Source organism: Rhodohalobacter sp. SW132 (assembly GCF_003390325.1).
Lineage (GTDB): Bacteria > Bacteroidota > Rhodothermia > Balneolales > Balneolaceae > SW132.
Genome location: NZ_QUOK01000008.1, coordinates 134,539 through 159,134, shown reverse-complemented (window position 1 = coordinate 159,134; position 24,596 = coordinate 134,539). Strand labels below are relative to the sequence as shown.

Here is a 24,596-nt window from a genome sequence, read left to right as displayed (position 1 = left end):
CCTGTTCCTGCAGTTGGTAAACGAATGAGATATTTCGACCTGAATACTTATTAGACTGCTATGATTTAGACTGCTATGATAAAACCTGATCAACCCGCCTTGATCTCATTTTCAACGGGTTTTCCCTCTTCATAGTCAGTAAGATTTTGAAGCGTGATCTTGGTAATCTCGCGGAGTGCTTCGGCTGTCAAAAATGCTTGGTGTCCGGTGATCAGCGCATTTGGAAAAGCCATCAGGCGGGTGATTTCATCATCCTGTATCACCTCTTCTGAAAGATCTTCAAAAAAGAGATTCTCTTCCTGTTCGTAGACGTCAATTCCAAGAAACCCAATCTTTTTCTGTTTCAGAGCGTTGATCACAGCGGCGGTATCAATCAGTGCGCCGCGGCTGGTGTTGATAATCATCACGCCGGTTTTCATTTTGGAAATCGACGATTCGTTTATCATATGCCGGGTCTGCGGGATGAGCGGGCAGTGCAGGGAGACGATATCCGATTTTTTAAAAAGCTCATCCAGATCCACATACGATACACCGATCTGCTCTGCCTCTTCATTTACATTTGGGTCGAACGCTAACACATCGCATCCAAAACCGGTCATGATTTTGCAAAATGCGGTACCGATGGTGCCCGTGCCGATGACTCCCACGGTTTTTTGATGCAGGTTAAAACCAGCAAGCCCATCAAGCGAAAAATTGTTTTCACGAACCCGGTTATACGCTTTGTGTGTTTTCCGGTTCAGGGTGAGAATTAATGCTGCTGTATGTTCAGCCACGGCTTCAGGAGAATAGGCTGGCACCCGAAAAATTTTCACTCCCAGATCCTGTGCCGCTTCGAGATCCACGTGATTGAAACCGGCAGACCGCAAAGCGACTACCTCGATACCCAATTCGGAGATTTTTTCCAGGAGCGGACGATCAACTGGATTATTCACGAATACACAAACCGCATCGTATCCCTTGACGAGCGTCGCCGTTTTTTCTGTGAGAAGATCCTCAAAGTAGGTGATGGTATGAGAAGTCTGTTCTATAAGTTGATCAAAATAAGTGCGATCGTACGTTTTGGTGCTAAAGAAGGCGATCTTCATCGTGAAATCCCGGTTCGGTTGATTCAGTTGTTTATGAGCGGCGGATGGAAATTCAAAAAAGAAAGATTTACGGAAATCGTTCACGATTCGCCGCCAGTTTCGTTATTTTGGGCGGAGATTGATCAAACCACCAACTCAACCCGTTTTATGCGAAACGACGATGTTTTAAAAAGTATCAGCTACACGCTGGATCTGAAAAAGCCTGATATTGCAGAAATATGCAAATTGCGGGGCTATGAACCTACCCGGCAAGAAATGGAGGCCATTTTTTCTGATGAAAAAGAGGAAATCACGAAAATTGACGGAACCGTTGTGGAGAAGGATGTAAGCCATGAACTCACGGCCCATTTTCTGGATGGATTGATTATCCACAAACGCGGCCGGCAAAAAGGCAAAAAACCACCACCGGTTGAACTTCCGGTAACGAACAATACGGTTTTAAAGAAACTCCGAATCGCATTTACACTCCGGGAAGAGGATGTGATTGAGATTTTAAACTCTGTTGGATTTTCAATTTCGGGATCTGAGCTTAGCGCCCTCTTCCGGTCTGAAGATCACAGAAATTTCAGGCCGTGCGGAGATCAGCTGCTTCGATATTTTCTTAAAGGACTCGCGGACAAGTACAGAAATGAAGAGTAGGTCCTCCAGAAAATTGTGGGGAAATCTATTCCCACAAAGTGTAAAAACTTAGGAAAATCATCTGATAAGTGATGGATTCAAAAAGGGGATCAAATCAGGACGCAGAATACTTTAAAAAAATCACTTTTGAGATTTTTTTTGATAGTTTTATTTGAAATTTTACGCATTATTAATGCAAGATGGGTATAACTTTCAAACAAAATTCAGGTTTCAGAAATGGGTACTTCTTTTTCTAACAGGTTTATTTCAGGCAGTTTATTTTTGGTTGTTCTCGCACTGATTGCGATTTCCTGCAGCCAGCTTCAGGAAGCGGCTTATCGTGGTGCGACAAATGCGGTGAGTGACGAAGTGGAACAGCGGGTATATCGTGGTGTCAGCAGCCTTATCGCGGGATACACAAGTGATATGCTCTACCAGCTCGCATATACTCAGGCGTTTATGGTAGGCGGATATGGCGCCGGATTTGAAGATTTTGAAGAGGGACAGGGAGCCGTCTGGCGGATGGAAACGGAGGGTGAAGAGGAACGAGTTAGCTTCACCACTGAAAGAGCATTGGTCAAAAAGGATGAAGATGGATCGAGCTGGTGGTATCTGAGTTATCAGCCCGAAGATGATGACGCCATTGAGTACGAAATTAAATTTAATCGCTCTATGGAACCGCTGGAAATGTATATGAGAAATCCGGAATCGGGTGATGTGGAACACCATGTATTCAGAGAAAATGGTGACACAGGAGATATTGACGGAGATTATGATGAACTGCGTGAGGATGGTTTTCATACGGCTTACTTCAACATGGATGAATGGGAAGAGTATCGTGAGGGAACAGAAACTATACGGGTAGGGTCGAATAGTTTTAACACCACTATTCTGTTTTATGAAGGAACCGAGGAAGAGGGGGATGAGCACATGAATGTGCGGTGGTGGATAACCGAAGAAGTACCCGGCCAGCTCATTAAGTATGAAATGCGGGATACAAATGAAGGCACACGCGTATCAGGTGAGATGCTGGATTTTCGGGATGATTATACCGTTCGGTTCGCGTCAAACTAATCCTGTTTTCAGGAAATCTCCCGGATTTTGAAAACCAATGGAAATTTGATAAATTGCATATGTCTTGATAGTAAAGTCATATGCTTATGTCGGAATATCCGTCAAATAATATCTTCAGAGATGCAGGTGTTGCATACGTATCGCAAAATGAGGCCGAAAAGGTAAAGATGGTCCGTGCTGGCCTTTTGAAAGAGTCCATCGAAAAGCTCTCGGAAATCACTTCAATTTCAGTAAAAGATCTGGTTACTGTGCTTCCGGTTTCTGAACGGCAGTTCAACCGGTATGATAGCAACACGCGCCTAAAAAAAGATCTCTCCGAGCATGTGTTAATTATTGCCGATGTTCTTCTGAAAGGAACCGATGTTTTCGGTTCACCCGAAAAGTTTAAAACATGGGTTTTTACACCGAATACAGCACTTGGGTCCGAAAAGCCGTTCACACTTCTCGATACAAGTTTTGGCGCCGCATTGGTTACCGATCTTCTTGGTCGTATAGAACACGGCGTCTATTCTTGATCAATATCTCATGAAAGCCTACCGGATTACAAGAGAGAAATATTCACGCGATCTGAGTGGTGAAGGAGCGCGCATGTATGGTGGCCGCTGGAACAGCAGAGGATATGCCATGTTGTACACTTCAAAACAGGCATCATTGGCTGCTCTCGAGGTTTTGGTTCATGCACAGATTCAGCTTCTTCCAAAAGACCTTGCTATGATTCGGCTTGATATCCCGGAAAGTTCAATAATTAAAAGCATAAAGGAAGATAAACTTCCAGCTGACTGGCAAAACTATCCGTCACCCGGCAGTGTGAAACGTATTGGGGATGAATGGCTTGAAAATATGGAGAGTTTAATTCTTAGCGTACCTTCAGCTGTGATTCCTGAAGAACCGAATTTACTGTTCAACCCCGGGCATCCGGATTTCTCATCAGTTAAAATAGAAAACATCAGGCCGTTCACTTTTGATGAACAGCTGTTTGATTGATCGGCTAACGCAGACTGAATTAAACTTGTCTGGGATCTTCAAACCTTTTTATTTGATTTGATACAGTAACTCAACATAAATCCTGCTCTGATGAAATTCTTCCTATATTCACTTCCAATTATTCTGGTTATTCTATCTGGCTGTTCACATGGAAATTCCAATGACTGGTCAGCCGGTACATGGGTTGATCTGACCCACGATTATTCAGAAGAGACACTTTTCTGGCCGACTTCCAGTACGTTTCATCTCGATACGGTTTTTGTGGGAGAAACGGACGCCGGTTTTTACTACGAAGCGTATGAATTTTGCACGGCTGAACATGGCGGTACACATCTTGATGCACCTATCCACTTTGCAGAGAACCGAAAAACAGTGGATGAGCTGGAGTTGGATCAGCTTACCGGCTACGCTTCAGTGATTGATGTTACGAATGAGGTGGAGGGTGATCGGGATTACCAGGTCCAGGTTTCTGATATTGAAAGATGGGAAGAGGAGCATGGAGAGCTTGCGGAGGAAACGATTCTATTGTTCAATACGGGAATGAGCCGTTTTTGGCCAGACGCTGAACAATACCTCGGAACTTCGAACCGGGGAGAAGCCGCACTGGCAGAACTCAGTTTTCCGGGAATACACCCCGACACAGCAAGATGGCTGGTCGAAAACCGAACTATTAAAGCAGTTGGGCTCGATACACCCAGCCTTGATTTCGGTCAATCTGAGCTGTTTGAAACCCACCAGGTTCTGTTTGAGGAAAATATACCGGGATTTGAAAATGTAGCAAACCTGAATCTGCTTCCTGCAACCGGAGCGTATGTGGTTGCACTACCGATGAAAATACGCGATGGGAGTGGCGCCCCGCTACGTATTGCAGCCCATGTGATGCAGGAGTAAACAGCATTCAAATGGCAATGTGGAGTGAGTGCTATCTTTCTACTTCTTTCAGCCGGGATTCAAGTTCACTCAATTTTTTTTCGATCTCCTGAAGCATGTGGATGATGATAATGTGAGTTTTTTTTGCATCGATACCTACAACACTTTCATCGCTCTTAATCTCTTTTTCAATCTCCTTGAATGACTCTTCTGACAGATTTTTATAGCTCATATCGCAGTTTGATTTGCCCGAATTTCAGGCGTTTCAGTTAAACGTATTGAATTGTGAGTTTAAAACCTTAGTTGGTTTCAAACCCGGAATTGGCAAGATCTTCGAAACCACCGATATTATGCACGTTTTCAAATCCGTGCTTTTTCATGATATCAGCAGCCTGTCCGCTTCTGTTTCCTGTTCGGCAGTAGAGGTAGTAGGTTTTATCTTTGTCGAGATCATCTACCTTCTCTTCAAATTCGCCGCTGTTAAAGTCGTAGTGCAGGTCCGTTTCTGCAAGATGTCCCTGATCAAACTCATTTTGAGTTCGAACATCAATAATTACGCCAGGTTCATTTTCTACTTTCTGCTTCCATTCACTCATAGTGCTGTTTTCTCCACTGTTAGAAATAAAACTATACAGGACGAGCCCTGATAGTGCAATAAATAATGTAATTAAAAGAGTTGAGGATCTCATAACCTGCCGTGAATTAACGATTCATTATAATGATGTTAGATGTCTGATTTCTGTAAACTATTGCGCATCGGTTATTTAATAAAAACACGGGTCGATTTTCTTCTGTTCCGGGAATGTTCAGTATTTTAAAAAAAAGTATAATAAAAGAACAGTACAGAGACTACAAGAAATATAATTGTCATTCCGCCGCCTGCTTTAAAGTAATCCCGTGTTTTGTAGCCGCCGGCAGTCATCATTAGTGCATTCACCTGGTGGGTTGGCAGCACAAAGGAGTTCCCGGCATTTACAGCGGCAAGAAGAACAAGCGGCCGGGGATCAACTCCTGCAATTAATCCAATGCTTACCACAAGCGGCGCCAGGACAACTACAGCTCCAACATTCGACATCACCAGGGAGAAGATCGTTGAAAGAATTCCAACCGTAAAAAGTAGAACCAGTAAATGACTTCCTTCCACCACCGTCATTACATTTTCTGCTAAAAACTCGGCTGTACCGCTGTTTTGCATTGCAACGCCAAGAGGAATAAGCCCGACCAACAGAAAAACCACCTTCCATTCCACAGCCTTATAGGCATCCTGAATGCTCATTACATTGGTAAGAACCATAACTACAGCACCTGTGAGAAATGAGATAGAGATGGAGAACCCGCTCATAGCCAAAACAATTGCAAGAAAGAAGCTGCCTGCTGCCTGCCACGTTTTGGAGGGATCTTTTCTTTCAGCCGTTACGGAAGTAGCAACTACAAATGGCTCACTGCTCTGCAGGTCCATAATGTGGTTCCACGGTCCGTATATGATAAATGTGTCACCGGGTTTGATTTTTCTGTCAGAAAAATCGCCCTCAACTTTTTCACCTTCACTGAAAAGCATAACCGGCTCCACAGCGTGTTTTTTCCTAAGTGAATACTGGCGTATGGTCTTTTCAACCAGGTCGGATCGGGGAGGTACAATAACTTCTGCAAAACCTGATTCTTCAGGGTCATCGATATCCTCAAAAATGCCGTATTTATCTGTCTGTTCAATCCCGAACTTTTGCGCAAACAGTGATATTTTCTTTTCATCGCCGTAGAGGGCTAAGATTTGTCCTGCTTCAAGTACCGTTTCGCGCCAGGGGGCAAAATTGGGTGATTTCTCTCTGCCGACAGCGAGAATGTTAATATCGTGAATACTCCAGATCCCTGTCTCTTCAACCGTTTTACCGGCCATGGGACTGTCTTTTGGTATTTTAAAATATTTGATATCCTTTTTTAGGTTAAATGCTTCGACAACTTTTTCCTGTTCGGTTTTTGCAAGCTTCCCATCGGTTTCACCCTGAGGAAGCATAAACTTTCCGAAAAAGAGGAAGAAGAGAATCGCGGAAAAAAGAAGAGCAATTCCTACCGGGGTTACTGCAAATAGTCCATAGGGATCAAGATCCGCGCTCTCCAGCAGGTCATTTGTCAGGATTAAATGCCCCGACCCTACCATGGTTAGGGTGCCGCCGATGATAGCTGCAAAACCTATCGGCATGATAAATACAGAGGCAGAGACTTTTATTCGCCGTGCGATATCAATAATGCTTGGAAGAAAAAGCGCAGCGGCCCCGATATTTTGAATCACACCGGAAAGTGTTCCGACTGACAGTGAGAGCGCCCCTAACACCGAGTTTTTTTTGGATCCCACTCTTTTCAGAAGCCATTTTGAAAAGCGCGACATCATCCCCGTTTTGGCAACACCTTCACCCAGAATCATAACGGCAATCATCGCCACAACGGCGTTGCTGGAAAATCCTGAAAGAGCTTCATGGCTTGTTAATATACCTGTCCAGCTCAGTAACAGCATAGTGATGATTGCGGTTACATCTATCCGGACAATCTCGGTCACCAGCATAAAGATGGTGAACGCCATTATAGAGAGGACGATTAAAATTTCAGTTTCCATGATTTTTGCGTGTCAGGTGGTTTGGCCCCCTCCGGTTTATTAAATATCAGTATGGATATTTTTTAAATCCGGGTCTGATTGCTCAGCGGCTTCAATTGCTCCGTCAATCGTCATAAAAAAATGCCAATCATTCGGATTTTTGCTCTTTCGGTTGATCAGGTCTCTCACTCTTGCTTTAACCTCAGTAAGGTGAAGGTCGATGTGTTTCTCCCCAAGATCTTCTTTCAGTTTAAAGAGTTCATCCAAACCTGTAGAATCGATATCATTTACACCGTTCAGGTCCAGGATCAGGCATTCTGTGAAGGGATTATTTTTAATGATTTTATCAATCTGTCTGCGGAAAAATTCTGCATTGGCAAAATGGAGAGGGGCATCAAACCTGTAAATCAGAATCTCTTTCTGTCGCTCGGTTTCGTAACGATCTACATTTCGAAAAACATGAGTATCCGGAATGCGCCCTAGTATCGTTTCATTGGGACGGGCCGACCGGTAGACAAGCATGATAACTGAAAGCGTGACACCCAGTAAAATTCCTTCTTTAATGCCAACAAATAGTGTTCCGGCAAATGTGGCGAGGAACATGTATCGGTCGTAGTGTTTCAGTTGCCATAATTTTTTAAAGTGCTCAATATCAATCAAACCGTAAACCGCCAGCATGATGATGGCTCCCAGAATGGCTTTGGGAAGGTAGTAGAAGACCGGTGTTAAAAACATTAGGGCGATGGCCACCACAGCTACAGCAAACAGGCTGGTTACGGGGGTTTTTCCGCCCGATTCATACGAGACTGCCGTACGTGAAAAACTTCCTGTTCCCGGGTACGCCTGGAAAAAAGCTCCCACAATATTGCCGGTGCCGATTGCTGCCAGCTCCTGGTTTGCATTGATAGTGTACTCATTTGATTTCTGTTGAACAGCTTTGGCCACCGCAATGGCCTCCATATATCCAACCAGGGCAATAGCCATCGCCATTGGGAACAGAGCCTGCGTCATTTCCCAGCTTATAACCGGAATTTGAAAACCGGGAAGTCCGCGGGGAATTTCACCTACCACAGATACACCAAGGTGGTTTAGATTTGTAGTATATAGCAGTCCGATTCCAAGAATCACAACAACTACTGGGCCGGGAATGGAAGGTGCTTTTTTCTTGAATACAAAAAGAATGATAATAGCAGCTATGCTAACGACAAGAGTCCACACGCTAACCTCGTTCAGCTGAAGAGCGATACCGTAAACAATTTCGTGTAATCCACCAGAGACCGATTCCACTCCAAAAACATGATGGAGCTGACTCAGCCCGATGTAGATCGCTGCCGCGGAAATAAATCCCGAAAGAACAGGGTGAGAGAGCAGGTTGACAAGAAAACCCAGTTTTAAAATCCCAAAAAGGAATTGCAGGCCGCCCACCAGTAGTGCAAGAAGAATACTCATGGCGATGTACTCTTCCGGGGTACTTGCTAAAGGATTGATGGCTGACGCTACAAGGAGTGAGACAAGTGCAACCGGCCCCACGCTAAGATGGCGTGAAGTTCCCATCAAAGCATACATCACAAGCGGCGCCAGTGCTGCATAAAGACCATATTCAGGTGGCAATCCCGCAATTAAAGCGTACGCCATTCCTTGTGGAATCAGCATGATGCCGATCGTCAGTCCGGCGCTGAGATCTCCCTTCAATGCCTCTTTATTATAACGTCTAAGCGTTTCAGCCAGGGGGAAATAGTTGATGATATGCTTAGCTAAGGTAGTCATGGTTGAAGAAAGAGGGCCGGCTATACTGATTCACCGGCCATCTGTGTGATTTTGTTAAGAAGCAGGTACGTTTTTCATGTACTCGGTAAAATTGTCATCGATCAGGGCAACTTCAAAGCCTTTCTTTTTCAGAAAAGCGGCTGCCACTGCCGACCGGCCGCCTGTCATACAGTGGACATAGAGCTTTTTGTTTTTTGGCAGGTCGTCTATGTTAGCAAGCAGACGTGTATGCGCGGAGTTAATAGCGCCGTCGATATGGTTTTCTTTGTATTCTGAAGCTTTTCTTACATCCAGAACCTGTTCTTCAGTTCCCAGGTCTTCGACCACATCAAATCTGACCAGCTCAAGGGTATCCATCGCGCCATCCTGTTCTTTGTAGAGCAGCAGATCCCTGGCTGTAATAAATCCCTTTACGTGGTCCAGGCCAATTCTGTAGAGATCCCGCACAGTCTCTTCAAGTTGGTGCTCTTCAACTACCAGGTAGATATCCTCATCTTCCGTTATGTATGATCCCGCTACGGTGTTGAACTGTTTATTTAATGGAGAAAGCAATGAACCGGGTATGTGTCCGGATGCAAAATCATTTAGCTCCCTTGTATCAAGTACTACGGCGTTCTCCTTGTCTGCAAGCTTGCTGATCTGGTTCAAATTTAGCCGATTTACGGAGGGTAATCCGCCGATCAGGGCCGGGCCAATTTTGTTATCTCTTTTCATGCGGGCAAAATAGAGAGGCGGTTCGGGCTGGCCTTCGAGAATAAAGTCTACAAAACTATCTTCTGATGTAGCTGACTTGATTGAGCTATTGTATCGAAGCTCATAGCCAACCGTGGTTTCGGGAATGGCGCCCAGAGCTTTACCGCATGCACTCCCGGCACCGTGACCTGGCCAGACTTGCATATACTCAGGAAGCTTTTTGAACTGCTCTACAGTACCGAAAAGTGTTCGGGCTGAGGGTTCCATTACATCCAGCTGCCCGGCTGCAGACTCGAGCAGGTCTGGCCGTCCAACATCACCAACAAATACAAAATCGCCTGTGGCAACACCCATCGGCTCATCTGCGGCGGCTCCATCGGTGATGAAATAACTCAGGTGCTCAGGAGTATGTCCCGGTGTGTGCCATGCTTTAATAGTAATGTTTCCAATTTTGAACTCATCACCATCGGTCATAAACTCATAATCGTAGTCACTGCCGATCAGCCACTCATACTTCCAGTCTTTATCGCCTTCGTCAGATGCGTAAACCTTTACTCCCCGTTCAGCAAATTCCCGCAACCCGGAAATGTAATCGGCGTGAATGTGTGTATCAACAGCGGCTGTAATGGTTAACCCCTGTTTTGCAGCATGATCGATATACTGATCGATATCCCGCATCGGGTCAATTACTACAGCTGTTCCATTGGCTTGGCAGCCTACCATGTAGGCGTACTGCGCCAGTTTTTCGTCAAAGAATTGTTTGAAATACATAAGATTTCTCCTATTGGTTGTTTTGTTGTTTGATATTCGTGAAATAGTCCCCCTTCGAAGGGGGGATATCTAAAAGCGCTTAGCTTTTAGATTGGGGGATGATTCACCCAGGCGTTGATAAAACTTCTAATTCAACCTATAAACCATGCTCTTCAAGTCATCCCCCGGCATAAGCTGCGCTAATGCCTGCCCCCTTCAAAGGGGGACTTTTAATTTCCAGCCCTAACCCCATCAATGCGGTAATTTATCCCTCAAAACACCATACGTATATGTGCCGGCAAGTGCTGCCAAAATCGGGATCACCATTATGGTTAATCCACTTCCAAGCAGTGCAAACATCGGGCCCGGACACGCCCCTAAAAGAGCCCACCCTAATCCGAACATACTTCCGCCAATCAGGTATCGCTTAACCTGAGATGCATCTTTGGGCGGAATCGAAATGGGGTTTCCCTGCGCATCTTTCATGTTATTTCGTTTTATGATCTGCACGGATATTATCCCGACAATCACGGCTAATCCGATAACTCCATACATGTGGAAATCATCAAACCGAAACATTTCCTGGATTCTGAACCAGGATACTACTTCTGATTTTACCAGTACAAAACCAAAGGCTGTACCGATTAACAGGTATTTTAAATATTCTGAAAATTTCATTTTTCTGTCCTCTAAATTAATTCAGTATGATTGGATAGATGAAGAATGTCATGATCAATCCGCCGATGAAGAAACCGATTACGGCGATCAGTGAGGCCATCTGAAGGTCTGATAAGCCTGAGATTGCGTGGCCTGAAGTACAGCCGCCGGCGTATCGCGCTCCAAATCCAACCAAAAATCCACCAAGCACTAATACGGTGAGCCCAACGCCGGTTCCAAGCATATCCCAGGCAAACAGATCATCAGGAACCAGTCCGCTGAAGTCTGTTATTCCGAGCGACTGCAGGTCAGCTATCGTTGAAGCCGCCAGGGCTATTGGTTCCGGGTTGGCGAATATGTATCCGCCTAAAAAACCACCTAAAACGGTTCCAATTAAGAAGGTGAAATTCCACTTACCGGCTGTTTTCCAGTCGTAGTTGAAGAATTCAACGTTCCCGAAGTTACAGGCTGCACAGGCGTGCCGGAGATTGGCAGACACCCCAAACATTTTACCGCCAAGAAGTAGTAAAACGGGTACGGTTAATCCGATAATGGGACCGGCCACATACCAAGGCCATGGTTGATATAAAAAGTCTAACATGATTTTAAATTCGTTTATTTTTTGTTTCTGAGATAAAGATACTGAACTTGTATGAACTTGTCAATACAAGTTGGTTTAGTAATTCTTACGCCCTCCCTTTCAGCATTCCCTGCCAATAGATCATTGGCAGTAAATCCTTTTTCATGTGGTACATACTCCGGCGCTCTTTAGCTTGGTTAAAAGGGAAAGATGGGGTCATTTTATTCTCGTAATCAAATTCAGCAAGAATTAACTTATTGTAGCCAGTGATTAGCGGGCAGGACCCGTAACCGTCATAAATGAAATTTTCATCAATTTTCCCCTCCTTTTGCAGTGATGCCAGGTTGCCCGTAACTACAGGGGCCTGCTTGCGTACAGCCGCACCGGTTTTTGCGTTAGGCGTACTGCCTGCATCTCCCAATGAGAATATGTTCGGATACTTTTTATGCTGAAGTGAATGCTTATCAACATCAACCCATCCCTCTGAATCTGCAAGCGGGCTGTTCTTTATAAAATCAGGCGAACTCATAGGTGGGGTAACGTGCAGCATATCATACTCAATTTCCATCTCGTCCACCGGTTTTCCATCTTTCATAATGTCGTAAACGGCAATTTTTTCGTCAGCTTTAATCTCCTTCAGATTATGCAGAAGTTTAACGTCAATCCCGTATCGCTTAATAACCGGCTGCAGCGCTTCGGCAATCTCGGGTACCCCAAAGATCACCGATCCTGCACTGGTAAACGTCACGTCTATATCATGTAAGGCTCCACTGTTTTTCCATGAGTCTGATGACAGATACATGATTTTTTGTGGCGCTCCCCCGCATTTAAACTTGGTGTTAGGCTGTGTGAAGAGTGCACGGCCTTCCTTCAACATATGAATACATTCATGCACATAATCTACCTGATTGTAGGCGTAAATACTGCAAATACCTTTTGTTCCGATATTTTCTGCAAGGCCAGGTATGGCATCCCAGTCAACCTGTATACCCGGTGCAACCACCAGGAACTCATAAGAGTAGAATGTACCACATTCCGTTTCAACGATATTCTGCTCAGGATGAAAAGCAACCACATAATCTTTAATCCAGGCCACATCGTTGGGCATAATATCCTTCATTAATTTCTTTGATTTTTCTTTATCAAAAACCCCCGCACCATTAAAAGTCCACATGGGCTGGTAGTAGTGCACATCGGAAGGCTCTATAATTGCAATATCCGGCTTTTTTAGTTTTTTCTTGAGCTGTGCAGCTGCGGTGATCCCGCCGGTACCACCACCTATTATTAAAAACTGGTGGTGATTAGCGTACGGACGAGCCTTATCAGGCTTCACATTTTTCCCCGTATATGTTCTTAAATTTTCCATAGAGCTGTTCCTAATTGGTTTTTTATTATTTAAAGAAAGCTAAATAGAAATACATGTAAATACAAGTATTGATAATTAGGGTATCTCTCATTATATTGAATCTTTATAAAGCTAAGTAAACTAAAGTACATTCATGAAATTAAAGGACGGTATACCGCGACACGCACAGATCACCAACTGGCTTCGAACCCAAATTGAAGCAGGTGAGTTTAAACCGGATGAAAAGCTCCCTTCTGAAAATGAACTGGCCAAAAAGTTTGATGTAAGCAGGGTAACGATCCGCAGAGCCCTTCAGTCGCTTGAAAGTGAATCCATAATATATCGGTGCCAGGGGCTTGGATCTTTTGTTAGCGATGAGCGGGCGCCTCATAATCTGATTCGCCTAACCGATTTTAACGAGGATATGGCCAAAGCCGGGTTGAAAGCTTCATCGGAAGTTCGTGATTTTATAACGGTGGATGCACCCGACTGGCTGGCCGGTATCCTGGAGATCGAAGAGGGCACAAAAGTGATACGCATCGACCGGCTGAGGCTGGGCGACGGTGAGCCGGTGGCGTTCGACAGCACATGGCTGCCCATTCTATACGGACAGCTTCTGGATAAAGAGAATCTTGGCGAGACCACCATTTATCGCCAGCTCGAAGAGAATTACGATATTCCCATTGTTCGCGGATGCTACCGGATGACTGCCGAAATAGCGGATGATCAGCTTGCGTCTGATCTGAAAGTCCCCAAAAATTCACCGCTGCTGCTGATCGACAGGACATCATTTACGATTGGCGGAAAAGCCGTTTACTACCAGAAACGATTTTACAGAAGCGACAAGGTCATTTACGAAATGACGCTTGAACGGAATCAAAACGATCCGACTTCAACTGAAATGCCGCTCAAGGAATTTGTGCCTGTGTTTAAATCCCAATAAAAATGTATTTCAATATGAAACTCATTCTCCTGTTATTCATCATATTCGCGCCTATGACTGCACTATCCGGCAATGACAATTCATCAGAAGACCTTTTTATGGTACTCACTTCCGGTGATGCTGAAACGCAAATGATGGCGATGGTACTTGCAACTCAATCCGCCAATCAGGATGTAGCTGTCCGGGTTCTTCTCTGTAGTGAAGCCGGCGAACTGGCGATCAGAGGTGTGGAATCTCCCGAATTTGCCCCCGCCAACCGTTCCCCGAAACAGCTGCTGAACGGACTAATCGACCGCGGTGTAAACGTAGAAGTCTGTGGAATTTTCTTGCCTAACCGGGAGTATACGGAAGAGGATCTAACTGATGGTATTGGGGTTGCCGCTCCGCCTGAGGTCGCAGAATATATGAGGAGAGAAGGTGTGAGATATTTCACATTCTGAAATGGAATCATCCGCTATAAAAACCTTACTAATCGTTGGCGGAGGTCATGCCTCGCTGCCGGTTATCAAGATGGGGAGAAAGTGGAAAGAGCATGATATCAGCATCAGACTGATATCGGCAAAGCCGTACCTGATTTACTCCGGCGCACTGCCGCAATTTATGGCGGGATTTTATGAATGGAATCAAACCGCCGTTGACCTGAAAAATCTGTGTGAACGCTGCGACGTGCCATTTACAGCAGGCAGAGTCATATCGGTCAATGAGAAAAAGAATACAGTAACCACCTCAGAAGGCAGTACCATTTCTTATGATTACCTTCTTTTGAATGTGGGAGCATCAACCAGGCCGGTTATTGACGGAGAAAATATTTCGCCCGTGAAGCCGATGTCGAAGCTGCTGAAACTCAGGGAGAAATTAGTGTCCGGTTCGGTGCGGAAGCTTCTGATCATCGGGGGAGGAGCAGCCGGGTCTGAACTTGCCATGAACGTTTCACATCCTGAATTTAAGCACAGTTCAGACATTACGATTATTGATAACAATGATCGCTTGCTCTCATCTTACCCCGCTAAGCTGTCGGATGAAGTTACATCTATTTTGAAAGAGCGGGGTGTGGCAGTGATTACCGGGGAAGAAACTTCAACTGGCTTCACCAAAGCGTTTGATGAAGTAATTCTTGCGGCGGGCAACCAGCCGGGATCCGTTTCAATAAATCACAATTTCAAAACCGGTACAAAAGGTCGCATATTAACTGAAGAGTCGCTCCGGGTGCGGGGAAATCCTACCGTTTTTGCGGCGGGTGATGTGGCTGATGTGAACGGGAAAGATTATCAACAGATTGGCGTACATGCGGTGAAGCAGGGAATTGTACTCAGGAAAAATATCAAAGCGGCTATTCTCGGCCGGCCGCTGACCAACTACAAACCCTACTTCACGAATCCCCTGATTATTTCAAACGGGCCAGATTCTGCTTTTTTCATCATGAACCGATGGGTTCTGAAGGGCAGGATGTATGCCGTGTTGAAGTATGTGCTGGATATGCGCTGGCTTGATAAGTACACAAAAACTCCGGAGCAAAGAAAATCGGACGTTAAGTTGTTCAGAGAAGGAGTAAATCGATCCGGCAAAAAATAATTTCGGCAGATGATAATCATATTGGCATTAACAAGTCCGGGCTTTGCAAATAGAATCCTATCAAGGGAAAAATAATATGAGAGTAAGCATGGGATATGCTCTGTGTGAATAAAATTGTATCACATTGAAGGTTAAAAAATAAAAATAGTATCAGTATTGATATTAATTGTCAGGGTGTGCACATTTGCCCCGGGGGAGAGATCATCTACTTACTAATCAAAAATTTTGAATCTTTTCTCTATTCATCGCGTAACGAACCTGATGTAATCATATCTAATCAATCTTCAAGCTATGTTAAAAAACAACAAATCAATCTTGAGGCTGTTACTTGCGGCAATTATTTTATTGCCGGCACATCTTGTAAATGCCCAGAATCTCGAAACATTTGAACAGAACGTAACTGAGTTTACGCTGGACAACGGCCTTCACTTCATCATCGTAGAAAGAAACGTGGCACCTGTTGCACATTTCTTTACACTTGTTGATGTGGGATCAGCCAATGAACCGGTGGGCAGAACCGGGATCGCTCATATATATGAGCACATGGTTTTCAAAGGAAGTAAAACCATTGGAACAACGAACTACGAAGAGGAGGTCAAATATATCGACCAGATGGACGACGCCTATAAAGCGTGGTTGAGAGAGTATAACAAATTTGAACCGGACGAAGAGAAGCTGGATGAACTGTGGGCAGCATTTCAGGAGCTGCAGGAAAAAGCCGGGGAATTTGTAGTGAATAATGAGTTTACTCAGATTATCGAAAGGGAAGGTGCCTCGGGAGTGAATGCATTCGCTTCTACCGACGCAACCGGATATTTCTACAGCCTGCCGCAAAATAAAGCCGAGCTTTGGTTTATGCTGGAAGCCGATCGTTTTATCAACCCGGTAATGCGTGAATTTTACATTGAGAAAGATGTGATTTATGAAGAGCGGCGACAGCGAACAGATTCAAACCCATTTGGCCGATTGCTGGAAGAATTTGCTTCCACAGCATATTCTGCCCATCCTTATAAAAACCCTATTGTAGGCTGGCCGTCTGATATCCGAAACACAACGATTGCAGATACCTGGGAGTACCACGATAAATTTTATGCACCGTCAAGTTTTACAATTACGATTGTTGGCGATGTAGATCCCGCTGAAATGAGACGCCTTGCTGAGAAATACTTCAATCCGATGGAGTATAAGGATCCTGCACCGGAGCTTCTGGTTGAAGAACCTGAACAGCGCGGCGAACGGCGGTTTGTGATTGAAGAGCAGTCCCAGCCGATCTATATGGAAGGATATCACACGGTAAACAATCAGCACCCTGACTACCAGGCACTCAACCTCCTGGCAGGAATTTTAACCAACGGACGAACATCACGCCTCTACAGAAAAATGGTTGTAGAAGATCAATCAGCACTGCAGGTTGGTGCACAGAATGGATATCCGGGAAGTAAATACCAGGGGATGTTCATCAAATTTGTGATACCAAACCAGGGAGTGGATATGGCTGATGTGGAACAAACACTTCGGGATGAGCAGAAAAAAATTATTGAAGAAGGCGTAACGGAAGAGGAGCTTGAAAGAGTACGTACCAATACGCGTGCCGGTCTCGTGCGAACACTTACCTCGAACACCGGTATTGCGCGCACACTTGCGTTCGCTCACGTAAATGGCGGCGACTGGAGAACCGCATTCACCGACCTGGAGCGATTGAATGATGTTACTGTTGAGGATATACAGCGAGTGGCAGAAACCTATCTCAAGAAAAGTAACCGCACGGTGGGGATGATACAAAATGTGCAGGACGACGGCGAAATGGTAAGTAATTAAGCAGAGGTGCTAACTATGATAATCAATAAAATGAAACAGCTTTCAATACTTTGCATGATGCTTCTATTCGCAGCATCGTGTGCTACACAGGAACAGGCAACGCAACAGAGCGCACAGCCTGTAGATGTAAACAGCCTGGAATATCCCGATTTGAATCCATACCAGATTCCGGATATTGAGACTTTCGAGCTGGATAACGGCATCACGTTTTATCTCGTTGAAGATGATGAGGTGCCGCTGATCAATCTGAATATGATTGTTCGTGCGGGTTCCTTTATGGAACCGGCTGAAAAAGTGGGTCTTTCCTCCATCATGACAAATGCCATGCGAAATGGCGGTTCAGAAGCATATCCCGAAGAGGAACTCAATCAACTGCTTGAAGACCGGGCAGCAAGAATTGAGTTCGGAATGGGACGCACCAGCGGTTCCGCTTCCTTGAACGTTCTGAAAGAGGATTTCAATGAACTGTTGCCGGTTTTAGTGGATGTGATGACAAATCCATTAATGCCTCAAGAGAAAATTGATCTTGCAATTCGTCAGCAGCGTTCTGGTATCTCCAGGAGAAATGATGATGCTCAACAGGTTGGATTTCGTGAATTTCAAAAACTGATTTACGGTGAAGATTCTCCCCAGGCCCGGGTTACAGAGCTTTATACGCTGGATGAAATCACACGCGATGATTTGATTGAGTTTCACAGCAAGGCGTATACCGGGGAAAACCTGATGATCGGCCTCGTAGGTGATTTTAAAGTCGAAGAGATCAGGCCGCTTCTCGAAGAGGCGTTTGCGGATATTCCGGCAGGAGAAAGAAATGAACTTGAATTTGATGAGATCGACTATGAGTTCGAGCCATCTATCCACTTTGTGGATAAGCGGGATGTAAATCAGTCCGTGGTATTGATGGGGCATATTGGCGGATTCCGCGACAACCCGGATTATGCTGCACTTCAGGCGATGAACGAAGTGTTGAGCGGTGGATTCTCGGGGCGTCTTTTCCAGAATGTACGGTCTGATCAGGGTCTGGCCTATTCTGTGTTTGGAAACTATGGAAGCAGCGCGCTCTACAGGGGACAGTTCTATGCCGGAGTGTTTACGCGCAGTGAAGCTACTGCCGAAGCCATAGAAGCGGTTCGCAACGAAATGAAAAAACTGCAGGATGAGCCGGTTAGCACAGAGGAACTTGAAGATACGCGTAACTCCATTCTGAACTCACTCGTTTTCAGAACTGATAGTCGAAGCAGTGTGCTAAATCAGCGGATGAGTAATGAATATTTAGGATTGCCGGCAGATGCGTTTGAAACGTATATCGAAGAACTTCGCGAGATTACACCGGAAGATATTCAGCGGGTTGCCCGCGAATACATGCGGCCGGAGGAGATGAAAATTCTGGTGGTTGGAAACGGAGCTGAACTGGGTGATCAGCTTGAGCAGTTTGGCACAGTTCAGGAAGTAGATATCACTATTCGCGAAACTCTTGAAGAGGAAGAAGTGATTGCGGGTGACGCCGCTGCCGGCCGTGACTGGTTGGATCGAATGGCTACAGCAGTGATTTCACAGGGTGATCTTTCCGGCGATTTGATTTTTGAAGCGGATAACACCGTCAATACTCCTCAGGGTGAAATGGTGATGGAAATGCGGCAAACCATCAATTTTGCATCCGAGAAGTTAATTTCTGAAATCAGTGCCCCATTTGGTCAGGTTACCATGCGTCTCGAAGATGGAGAAGGCCGGATGGTGATGGGCGGAAATGAGATGCCGATGCAGCCTCAGCAGAAAGAGCAAGTGCTGGCCGAACTCTATCGAAACCACATTTATCTTGCACTTAACAAAGATGATCTCGATGTGGATTTTATGGGGATGGAAGAAATCTCTGGAAATCAGTATGCACACATACGGATTAACGATGAGATTGCCCTGAACCTGTATCTTGATCCGGACACAAATCTGCCGATGGTTACAACCTATCGACAGTTCGATCCGCAGGCTGGTGAAACAGTTACCGTACGAATTGAGTCTGCCGACTGGCGCGAAAGCAGCGGTGTGATGATGCCTTACGAAATGATCGGATTTTCTGGTGACACACAACAGAGCCGCACTGTAATTCAATCACATCATATTGAGTGATTTTAAAAACAGCAGTTTATAGATTAAGAAAAGGCCGGGAAACCCCCGGCCTTTTCTGTTTTTGGTGAAAATTTGACCTCAAAAGACGTATACTGTTTCGAATCAAATACCTTGCGTTCAGTTCCTGGATTTGTTGATGAATTAAATAGATTAACGTTCTGTTTAGACTGCTTCGACCATTTTTTGCGAACTAAGGTAAAAACAAAAACTCCTGATATGAACCCATCTTCATCGTTACGTAAAGAGCAATTATTGTCTGGTGATCTCCCGGAAAAGGAGTATGCGCCTTACTATCAAACCTACACATCATTATGCAGGGGAGAGAACCTTTTGAAGTGCCTGGCGGACGGGAAAGAGAATTTCCTTGCGCTTGCTGCAACGTTGACAAATGAGAAGGCGCTCTATCGGTATGAAGAAAAAAAATGGTCATTAAAAGAAGTGATAGGTCATATCACCGATACGGAACGGATAATGGCGTTTCGGGCGCTATCATTTGCCAGGGGTGAAAAAGCTGAGTTCCCCGGATACGACCATAATGCGTACGTAGATGAAGCTAATTTTGATGAAAGGCCGCTAAATGAATTGCTAACGGATTATATCCATCTCCGGCAATCGACAATAGATCTGTTTGAATCATTTTCACCTGAGATGCTGCTTCGGACCGGAACAGCCAGCAAATGTCTTTTTTCTGTTCGGGCTCTCGGATTTATCATTGCTGGTCACGAGAGGCACCACATGAAAATTATAAAGAATAAGTATCTGCCGGGATTGACCTGATTGGTTGAATTATGGCAGCAATATTGCTCCCTTCTTGTTGACCTCTTTTTGTTTTGGGATCGGTTTTTTCCCGCCTGCATATCGAATCAGTTTATCCGTGATTTTTTCTGTATCTGCAATTTCCGGAAGAACTGCCCGGGATGAATCTTTTAGCCATTTCTGGATTGGGTTAACAGAATACTCACCGAGTTCGAACTGTACCGGCACTCCCATCTTTTCGAGTGCCATTGCATTGCATAACTGTTCGTACTGATTTTTGATTGGGACCACCATCAGTTTTTTCCCCAGGTAAATTGATTCGGCACAGGTTTCAAATCCGGCGCTGGTAAGAACTCCGGAGCACGATTCGAGACTTTTAAGAAAACTCTCGTTGCCAACCGGGTTCACAGTTACATTTTGCGTGGTATACGATTCACCACACAACGGAGAAAAGATTTCCCATCGAACCGAACCACACTGCCGGAAGATGGAAATCAGGTTTCGGTGATCATAGGCAGGGAGGTAGACCGAGATATGATCGCCATCCACAGGGTTAAGATTTCTGACGTCAGACCGGATGATTGGTCCCTCTATAAATCGATCATACCGAAGGAAATGAAAGCCTATTGCTTTATGAGAGGGTGCAAAATGTTTCAGAATCTGTTCTGCAAAAACCGAAGTTCGGGACGGACGCGGAGTTCTGCTTGATAAAAATGCAGCCTGGTGGCTCAATCCAATGCACCGTTTTCCCACTTTCATTGCAGCCCATGAACTAATGGGTTCGTAGTCACTCACCACAAGATCGTAGGATTCGATTTCCAGGTCTTTCACATCTTTCAAAAACCGGATGGGGTTCAGGCTGAGAGCTGTTTGAAGATAGGATACTCCACCGTTTGAATCGTATGTAAGGCTCAGCCCGGTGCGGTATGAAATATCAGGGTTGTCAAGTTTTAGTTTACAGTTGGTACCACTGATAAGCAGATCAACCTCAGCTTTTTGTGATAAAATCGGCAGAATTTCACGCGCTCTGCTGATGTGTCCGTGCCCGGTGCCTTGAATTCCATATAGTATTTTCATCCGATAACCATTTTTGAACCATTGGATTTGATTTGAAGAATCTTTTCGATTCTCTTTTCAGAGATAAAATCTTCTTCTTTATATCGAAACATGCTCCACTGCTCGCCATCGTACTCCAGCGCGGTTAGGTTTTCAACCCAGTCACCGGAGTTCATATAGATTACAGAGCCCTTATCATTGCTGAATCCTCGGATTTTTGGCTGATGAATATGCCCGCAAATCACGTAATCGTAATTCTGGTCGATAGCGAGATCGATCGCAGTATTTTCGAAATTGTCGATAAACTGAACCGCTTTTTTTACACTGTTCTTAATTCGTTTGGAGAGGGATATTTTTCCGCGGCCCATTTTGATGGAAAACCAATTCATGAGTTTATTGATCATAATCAGCATTTCATACCCTTTACCGCCGATTTTGGCGATCCATTTGGAATGCTTCATCGTAACGTCAAATATATCGCCATGAAAGATCCACACCTTTTCACCTTTTAATTCAAGCACCAGTTTATCACGAATAAAAAGCGGGCCCAGTTGAAGACTCGACACTTTACGCAGCACCTCATCATGGTTGCCCGTGAGGTAATAGATATCTGTTCCGTTCGCCATTTTTGTGAGCAGCGTTCGCAGCACCATCATGTGAGACTCCGGCCAATAGTATTTTCTGAAATTCCATACATCGATAAAATCACCATTCAGGATGATCATTTTCGGATCAATGGAGTTCAGATATTGAAGTAGTTCAAGGGCATGGCAGCCTACAGTTCCCAAATGGATATCAGAAAGGACAACTATATCAAGAGATCTTTTTTTCATAAACAGGATTTTTGCGTAATGTTACTGCCGTAATGAAAAATGAATTCACAAGTCAGTAAATCTGTTGGTAAATTAAATCCTTGAGTGTTAAGGCAGTATTGGCAGTGTGTTAGCGTTGTGTGAATTTTTGAAAAGCGAAAAATAAATGACCTCGGGTCAGACCCCGCGAGGTATCAACTCAGAACCTGAAATTTAAGTTCAAGGCGGAGTTTATCCTGCTCTCCTCCTGAATATCTACGGGATAGGGGGCGCTTTCCAATACGGCAGCTGACGGAGGGAATTAAAAAACTTATGATTCACTGAGGTCGTAAATAAAATCATCACAAGCGATCAATTTCCCCCGGGGCTTGGAAAAGAAAGAATGGAACATAAATTCGCGTACGGCATTTCCAGAGACTGAAAGGTGGGGAAGGATCCGCAATTCAGAATGTGGGTTTAGGTACGAATTTTAAAAAAGAGCAAACCACAGTAGACGAATTATATAGGATACTTCACACATACTGTTCTGCCGGTCTACAGTAATTTAGGATAAAAATGTATGAATATATCAGCCAGCCACATTCTTGCGGTGTTCAGAAATTTGCCAGGCGCAACGTTAATTGTTAATGCAGATCAACCGGATTTCACAATATATGAAGTGAATGATGCGCATCTTAGGTTCACAGGTTTAAAGAGGGAAAATATAGTTGGTAAAAAGATGTTTGATATTTTTCCGGGCAGCACCGAAAAAGGCCTTTCCGATTCGGCCAGGTCCCTAAAAGGCTCATTTGAAAAAGTATTATATACCGGAGAATCTGATCAGCTTGAAACGCTACGGTATGATATTGAGATGCCAGATACCGGGGAGTTTGTTGAACGGCATTGGAAGATTACAAACACGCCTGTTTTTGATGAAAGCGGTAAGATCATTTTTATCGCGAATTCAGCGAAGGATGTAACAAAGAGAGTCCGGTCGGAGAAAAGGAACCTTTTGTATCGTGAAAAACTCCTGAAGAATAAAAAAAAGCTGGATAGCATCCTGAATCATTCGCCGGATATCATCTGCACGATTGACGATGAGGGCAGATTTGTTCAACTGAATCGTGCGGTAAAAAAAATATTAAAATACTCTCCAGAGGAGCTGGAGGGTAAGAAATATATTAATTATGTAACCCCCGAGGATGTAGAGAAAACCAACAGAGCTGCCGCCATAATCAGAAATGGACGTCCGCTGCACAACTTTGAGAATCGGTATATCTGTGCCGATGGAGGAAGGGTGCCATTGATTTGGTCGGTGCGATGGGATTCAGAAGATCAATTGATGTATGCAACTGCCCGAAACGGTACGGAAAAAGTAGAGGCTGAACGTGAGCTTAGGGAAAGAAGAGAATTTATTGAAACGACGCTTGAAAACCTGCCTATTGGAATTGCTGTGAATACGGTAAGCGACGGATCTACGCAGTTGATAAATAAAAAGTTCTCTGAAATCTACGGCTGGCCACAGGAAAAATTGCAAAATGTTGAGATGTTTTTTGAACGGGTTTATCCCGATCCTGAGTATCGTGAAGAGATACAGAAAATGGTCTTAGCCGGGATAAACACAGGTAAACCGGAGAAAATGGTATGGGACAATATCGAGATCACCACACAGAAAGGTGAAAAAAAGAATATCACGGCACGAAATATCCCAATTCCAGACCAGGGCCTGATGATTTCTACTGTTCTTGACATCACCAAACAAAAAGAATATGAACGGGAGCTGGAATCATCCGTAAAAGAGAAAGAAGTGCTTCTTGCCGAGATTCATCACAGGGTGAAAAATAATCTCGCAGTAGTATCCAGCCTGATGCAGATGCAGGTTTTTAAAGCAGAAGATGAACAGCTCGAAAAGAAACTGTATGACAGCATGTTTCGAATCAATACGATGGCTACGATTCACGAGATATTATACCAGTCTGGCAGCTTTTCAAATATGAATTTTTCCGAGATCATCAAAAAATTGATCACCAACCTTCAGAAAGTGTGGCTTGCTGATAAAAATATTATTCATAACATCGAAGAAGAACCTGTTCAATTGAATATAAATCAGGCAATTCCGTGTGCTTTGCTGGTTAACGAAGTGATGTCAAATACATATAAACATGCATTTTCCGGAAGAGAAAAGGGTACTGTTGATGTGAAACTTCGAGGTGAGAATGGGAGAGTATTTGTAGAAATAAACGATAATGGAATAGGGCTGCCGGAAGATTTTGAAACAAAAGAGACGGATTCACTCGGAATTCAACTAATCAGGGTATTAACGGCACAGTTAAAAGGAGAGTCAGGGTTTAAGAGCAGCCAATCGGGGACATCCTTTAAACTTTCTTTCGATAAAATTCATACTGGTATGCCGGAATCGGTTGAGTAGTGTATCGTATTATCTATGATAAAATATAGGGTCGCAACAAATTTTTAAATACATACGGCACAAATCGTTTAAACGTTGAAATAAATTTTTTGTATAGG

23 protein-coding genes are annotated in these 24,596 nt (G+C 44.4%); 12 read left to right on the top strand and 11 right to left on the bottom strand.

All coding sequences use genetic code 11. The features are described 5' to 3' along the window. Positions 1-89: 89 nt before the first annotated feature. Positions 90-1,085, bottom strand: a complete 996-nt coding sequence (locus DYD21_RS15040; RefSeq protein ID WP_116037889.1) for a 2-hydroxyacid dehydrogenase — start codon at positions 1,083-1,085, stop codon at positions 90-92. Between the two features lie 147 nt (positions 1,086-1,232). Here DYD21_RS15040 and DYD21_RS15035 point away from each other — a divergent pair, with 147 nt between their 5' ends. The 5 genes from DYD21_RS15035 to DYD21_RS15015 all read left to right on the top strand — a co-directional run bounded on the left by DYD21_RS15035 (position 1,233) and on the right by DYD21_RS15015 (position 4,652). Further along, positions 1,233-1,724, top strand: coding sequence for a DUF1456 family protein (locus DYD21_RS15035; protein ID WP_116037888.1), 492 nt, complete (start codon positions 1,233-1,235; stop codon positions 1,722-1,724). Positions 1,725-1,940: 216 nt separating this feature from the next. Continuing rightward, positions 1,941-2,777 carry a hypothetical protein gene (locus DYD21_RS15030; RefSeq protein ID WP_116037819.1) on the top strand — a complete coding sequence of 279 codons (837 nt, stop codon included), beginning with the start codon at positions 1,941-1,943 and terminating at the stop codon, positions 2,775-2,777. A gap of 86 nt (positions 2,778-2,863) precedes the next feature. Beyond that, positions 2,864-3,292 (top strand): antitoxin Xre/MbcA/ParS toxin-binding domain-containing protein, encoded by a 429-nt coding sequence (locus tag DYD21_RS15025; RefSeq protein ID WP_158607318.1) that lies wholly within the window; start codon positions 2,864-2,866, stop codon positions 3,290-3,292. Between the two features lie 10 nt (positions 3,293-3,302). Then, positions 3,303-3,761, top strand: a complete 459-nt coding sequence (locus tag DYD21_RS15020) for an RES family NAD+ phosphorylase (RefSeq protein WP_116037817.1) — start codon at positions 3,303-3,305, stop codon at positions 3,759-3,761. Positions 3,762-3,851: 90 nt separating this feature from the next. Next, positions 3,852-4,652: a cyclase family protein gene (locus tag DYD21_RS15015; RefSeq protein WP_116037816.1), complete on the top strand. Its 801-nt coding sequence runs from the start codon at positions 3,852-3,854 to the stop codon at positions 4,650-4,652. A gap of 31 nt (positions 4,653-4,683) precedes the next feature. On the opposite strand, the gene DYD21_RS15010 is transcribed toward DYD21_RS15015, so the two are convergent. The 8 genes from DYD21_RS15010 to DYD21_RS14975 form a co-directional block, all read right to left on the bottom strand. Further along, complete coding sequence (locus DYD21_RS15010; RefSeq protein WP_116037815.1) at positions 4,684-4,863, bottom strand: hypothetical protein; 180 nt, start codon at positions 4,861-4,863, stop codon at positions 4,684-4,686. A 67-nt stretch (positions 4,864-4,930) separates the two neighbouring features. Continuing rightward, complete coding sequence (locus DYD21_RS15005) at positions 4,931-5,227, bottom strand: rhodanese-like domain-containing protein (protein ID WP_158607317.1); 297 nt, start codon at positions 5,225-5,227, stop codon at positions 4,931-4,933. Positions 5,228-5,445: 218 nt separating this feature from the next. Next, the gene (locus DYD21_RS15000; protein ID WP_116037813.1) at positions 5,446-7,239 is read right to left on the bottom strand and encodes an SLC13 family permease; all 1,794 of its coding nucleotides are present in this window, start codon (positions 7,237-7,239) and stop codon (positions 5,446-5,448) included. 39 nt (positions 7,240-7,278) lie between these two features. Then, positions 7,279-8,985, bottom strand: coding sequence for a SulP family inorganic anion transporter (locus DYD21_RS14995; RefSeq protein WP_116037812.1), 1,707 nt, complete (start codon positions 8,983-8,985; stop codon positions 7,279-7,281). A gap of 54 nt (positions 8,986-9,039) precedes the next feature. Then, complete coding sequence (locus DYD21_RS14990) at positions 9,040-10,449, bottom strand: rhodanese-like domain-containing protein (protein WP_116037811.1); 1,410 nt, start codon at positions 10,447-10,449, stop codon at positions 9,040-9,042. Between the two features lie 231 nt (positions 10,450-10,680). After that, the gene (locus DYD21_RS14985) at positions 10,681-11,106 is read right to left on the bottom strand and encodes a DUF6691 family protein (RefSeq protein ID WP_116037810.1); all 426 of its coding nucleotides are present in this window, start codon (positions 11,104-11,106) and stop codon (positions 10,681-10,683) included. A 16-nt stretch (positions 11,107-11,122) separates the two neighbouring features. Next, positions 11,123-11,686 carry a YeeE/YedE family protein gene (locus DYD21_RS14980; protein WP_116037809.1) on the bottom strand — a complete coding sequence of 188 codons (564 nt, stop codon included), beginning with the start codon at positions 11,684-11,686 and terminating at the stop codon, positions 11,123-11,125. 85 nt (positions 11,687-11,771) lie between these two features. Further along, positions 11,772-13,031, bottom strand: coding sequence for an FAD/NAD(P)-binding oxidoreductase (locus tag DYD21_RS14975; protein WP_116037808.1), 1,260 nt, complete (start codon positions 13,029-13,031; stop codon positions 11,772-11,774). Positions 13,032-13,164: 133 nt separating this feature from the next. On the opposite strand from DYD21_RS14975, the gene DYD21_RS14970 reads away from it, so the two are divergent. The 6 genes from DYD21_RS14970 (at position 13,165) to DYD21_RS14945 (ending at position 20,244) form a co-directional block, all read left to right on the top strand. Beyond that, positions 13,165-13,953: a GntR family transcriptional regulator gene (locus DYD21_RS14970; protein ID WP_116037807.1), complete on the top strand. Its 789-nt coding sequence runs from the start codon at positions 13,165-13,167 to the stop codon at positions 13,951-13,953. A 53-nt stretch (positions 13,954-14,006) separates the two neighbouring features. Further along, a complete protein-coding gene (locus DYD21_RS14965; RefSeq protein ID WP_158607316.1) occupies positions 14,007-14,393 on the top strand; it encodes a DsrE family protein in 387 nt (128 codons plus the stop codon). A 1-nt stretch (position 14,394) separates the two neighbouring features. Then, the gene (locus DYD21_RS14960; RefSeq protein WP_116037805.1) at positions 14,395-15,525 is read left to right on the top strand and encodes an NAD(P)/FAD-dependent oxidoreductase; all 1,131 of its coding nucleotides are present in this window, start codon (positions 14,395-14,397) and stop codon (positions 15,523-15,525) included. Between the two features lie 291 nt (positions 15,526-15,816). After that, positions 15,817-17,343 carry a pitrilysin family protein gene (locus DYD21_RS14955; RefSeq protein WP_116037804.1) on the top strand — a complete coding sequence of 509 codons (1,527 nt, stop codon included), beginning with the start codon at positions 15,817-15,819 and terminating at the stop codon, positions 17,341-17,343. Positions 17,344-17,358: 15 nt separating this feature from the next. Next, positions 17,359-19,467 carry a pitrilysin family protein gene (locus DYD21_RS14950; protein ID WP_116037803.1) on the top strand — a complete coding sequence of 703 codons (2,109 nt, stop codon included), beginning with the start codon at positions 17,359-17,361 and terminating at the stop codon, positions 19,465-19,467. Between the two features lie 216 nt (positions 19,468-19,683). Continuing rightward, positions 19,684-20,244, top strand: coding sequence for a DinB family protein (locus DYD21_RS14945; protein WP_116037802.1), 561 nt, complete (start codon positions 19,684-19,686; stop codon positions 20,242-20,244). Between the two features lie 9 nt (positions 20,245-20,253). Here DYD21_RS14945 and DYD21_RS14940 read toward each other — a convergent pair whose 3' ends face one another. Both DYD21_RS14940 and DYD21_RS14935 read right to left on the bottom strand, forming a co-directional pair. Further along, the gene (locus DYD21_RS14940; RefSeq protein ID WP_116037801.1) at positions 20,254-21,300 is read right to left on the bottom strand and encodes a glycosyltransferase family protein; all 1,047 of its coding nucleotides are present in this window, start codon (positions 21,298-21,300) and stop codon (positions 20,254-20,256) included. Then, positions 21,297-22,112: a UDP-2,3-diacylglucosamine diphosphatase gene (locus DYD21_RS14935; protein WP_116037800.1), complete on the bottom strand. Its 816-nt coding sequence runs from the start codon at positions 22,110-22,112 to the stop codon at positions 21,297-21,299. Before DYD21_RS14935 ends, DYD21_RS14940 begins: the two co-directional genes overlap by 4 nt. A 538-nt stretch (positions 22,113-22,650) precedes the next feature. On the opposite strand from DYD21_RS14935, the gene DYD21_RS14930 reads away from it, so the two are divergent. Next, positions 22,651-24,498 carry a PAS domain S-box protein gene (locus DYD21_RS14930; protein ID WP_116037799.1) on the top strand — a complete coding sequence of 616 codons (1,848 nt, stop codon included), beginning with the start codon at positions 22,651-22,653 and terminating at the stop codon, positions 24,496-24,498. Positions 24,499-24,596: the final 98 nt, after the last annotated feature.

Excerpts from the sequence above, each read along its gene's own strand:
- DYD21_RS15040 (WP_116037889.1), bottom strand. The coding sequence starts at position 1,085 with ATGAAGATCGCCTTCTTTAGCACCAAAACGTACGATCGCACTTATTTT.
- DYD21_RS15035 (WP_116037888.1), top strand. The coding sequence starts at position 1,233 with ATGCGAAACGACGATGTTTTAAAAAGTATCAGCTACACGCTGGATCTG.
- DYD21_RS15030 (WP_116037819.1), top strand. The coding sequence starts at position 1,941 with ATGGGTACTTCTTTTTCTAACAGGTTTATTTCAGGCAGTTTATTTTTG.
- DYD21_RS15025 (WP_158607318.1), top strand. The coding sequence starts at position 2,864 with ATGTCGGAATATCCGTCAAATAATATCTTCAGAGATGCAGGTGTTGCA.
- DYD21_RS15020 (WP_116037817.1), top strand. The coding sequence starts at position 3,303 with ATGAAAGCCTACCGGATTACAAGAGAGAAATATTCACGCGATCTGAGT.
- DYD21_RS15015 (WP_116037816.1), top strand. The coding sequence starts at position 3,852 with ATGAAATTCTTCCTATATTCACTTCCAATTATTCTGGTTATTCTATCT.
- DYD21_RS15010 (WP_116037815.1), bottom strand. The coding sequence starts at position 4,863 with ATGAGCTATAAAAATCTGTCAGAAGAGTCATTCAAGGAGATTGAAAAA.
- DYD21_RS15005 (WP_158607317.1), bottom strand. The coding sequence starts at position 5,227 with ATGAGTGAATGGAAGCAGAAAGTAGAAAATGAACCTGGCGTAATTATT.
- DYD21_RS15000 (WP_116037813.1), bottom strand. The coding sequence starts at position 7,239 with ATGGAAACTGAAATTTTAATCGTCCTCTCTATAATGGCGTTCACCATC.
- DYD21_RS14995 (WP_116037812.1), bottom strand. The coding sequence starts at position 8,985 with ATGACTACCTTAGCTAAGCATATCATCAACTATTTCCCCCTGGCTGAA.
- DYD21_RS14990 (WP_116037811.1), bottom strand. The coding sequence starts at position 10,449 with ATGTATTTCAAACAATTCTTTGACGAAAAACTGGCGCAGTACGCCTAC.
- DYD21_RS14985 (WP_116037810.1), bottom strand. The coding sequence starts at position 11,106 with ATGAAATTTTCAGAATATTTAAAATACCTGTTAATCGGTACAGCCTTT.
- DYD21_RS14980 (WP_116037809.1), bottom strand. The coding sequence starts at position 11,686 with ATGTTAGACTTTTTATATCAACCATGGCCTTGGTATGTGGCCGGTCCC.
- DYD21_RS14975 (WP_116037808.1), bottom strand. The coding sequence starts at position 13,031 with ATGGAAAATTTAAGAACATATACGGGGAAAAATGTGAAGCCTGATAAG.
- DYD21_RS14970 (WP_116037807.1), top strand. The coding sequence starts at position 13,165 with ATGAAATTAAAGGACGGTATACCGCGACACGCACAGATCACCAACTGG.
- DYD21_RS14965 (WP_158607316.1), top strand. The coding sequence starts at position 14,007 with ATGACTGCACTATCCGGCAATGACAATTCATCAGAAGACCTTTTTATG.
- DYD21_RS14960 (WP_116037805.1), top strand. The coding sequence starts at position 14,395 with ATGGAATCATCCGCTATAAAAACCTTACTAATCGTTGGCGGAGGTCAT.
- DYD21_RS14955 (WP_116037804.1), top strand. The coding sequence starts at position 15,817 with ATGTTAAAAAACAACAAATCAATCTTGAGGCTGTTACTTGCGGCAATT.
- DYD21_RS14950 (WP_116037803.1), top strand. The coding sequence starts at position 17,359 with ATGATAATCAATAAAATGAAACAGCTTTCAATACTTTGCATGATGCTT.
- DYD21_RS14945 (WP_116037802.1), top strand. The coding sequence starts at position 19,684 with ATGAACCCATCTTCATCGTTACGTAAAGAGCAATTATTGTCTGGTGAT.
- DYD21_RS14940 (WP_116037801.1), bottom strand. The coding sequence starts at position 21,300 with ATGAAAATACTATATGGAATTCAAGGCACCGGGCACGGACACATCAGC.
- DYD21_RS14935 (WP_116037800.1), bottom strand. The coding sequence starts at position 22,112 with ATGAAAAAAAGATCTCTTGATATAGTTGTCCTTTCTGATATCCATTTG.
- DYD21_RS14930 (WP_116037799.1), top strand. The coding sequence starts at position 22,651 with ATGAATATATCAGCCAGCCACATTCTTGCGGTGTTCAGAAATTTGCCA.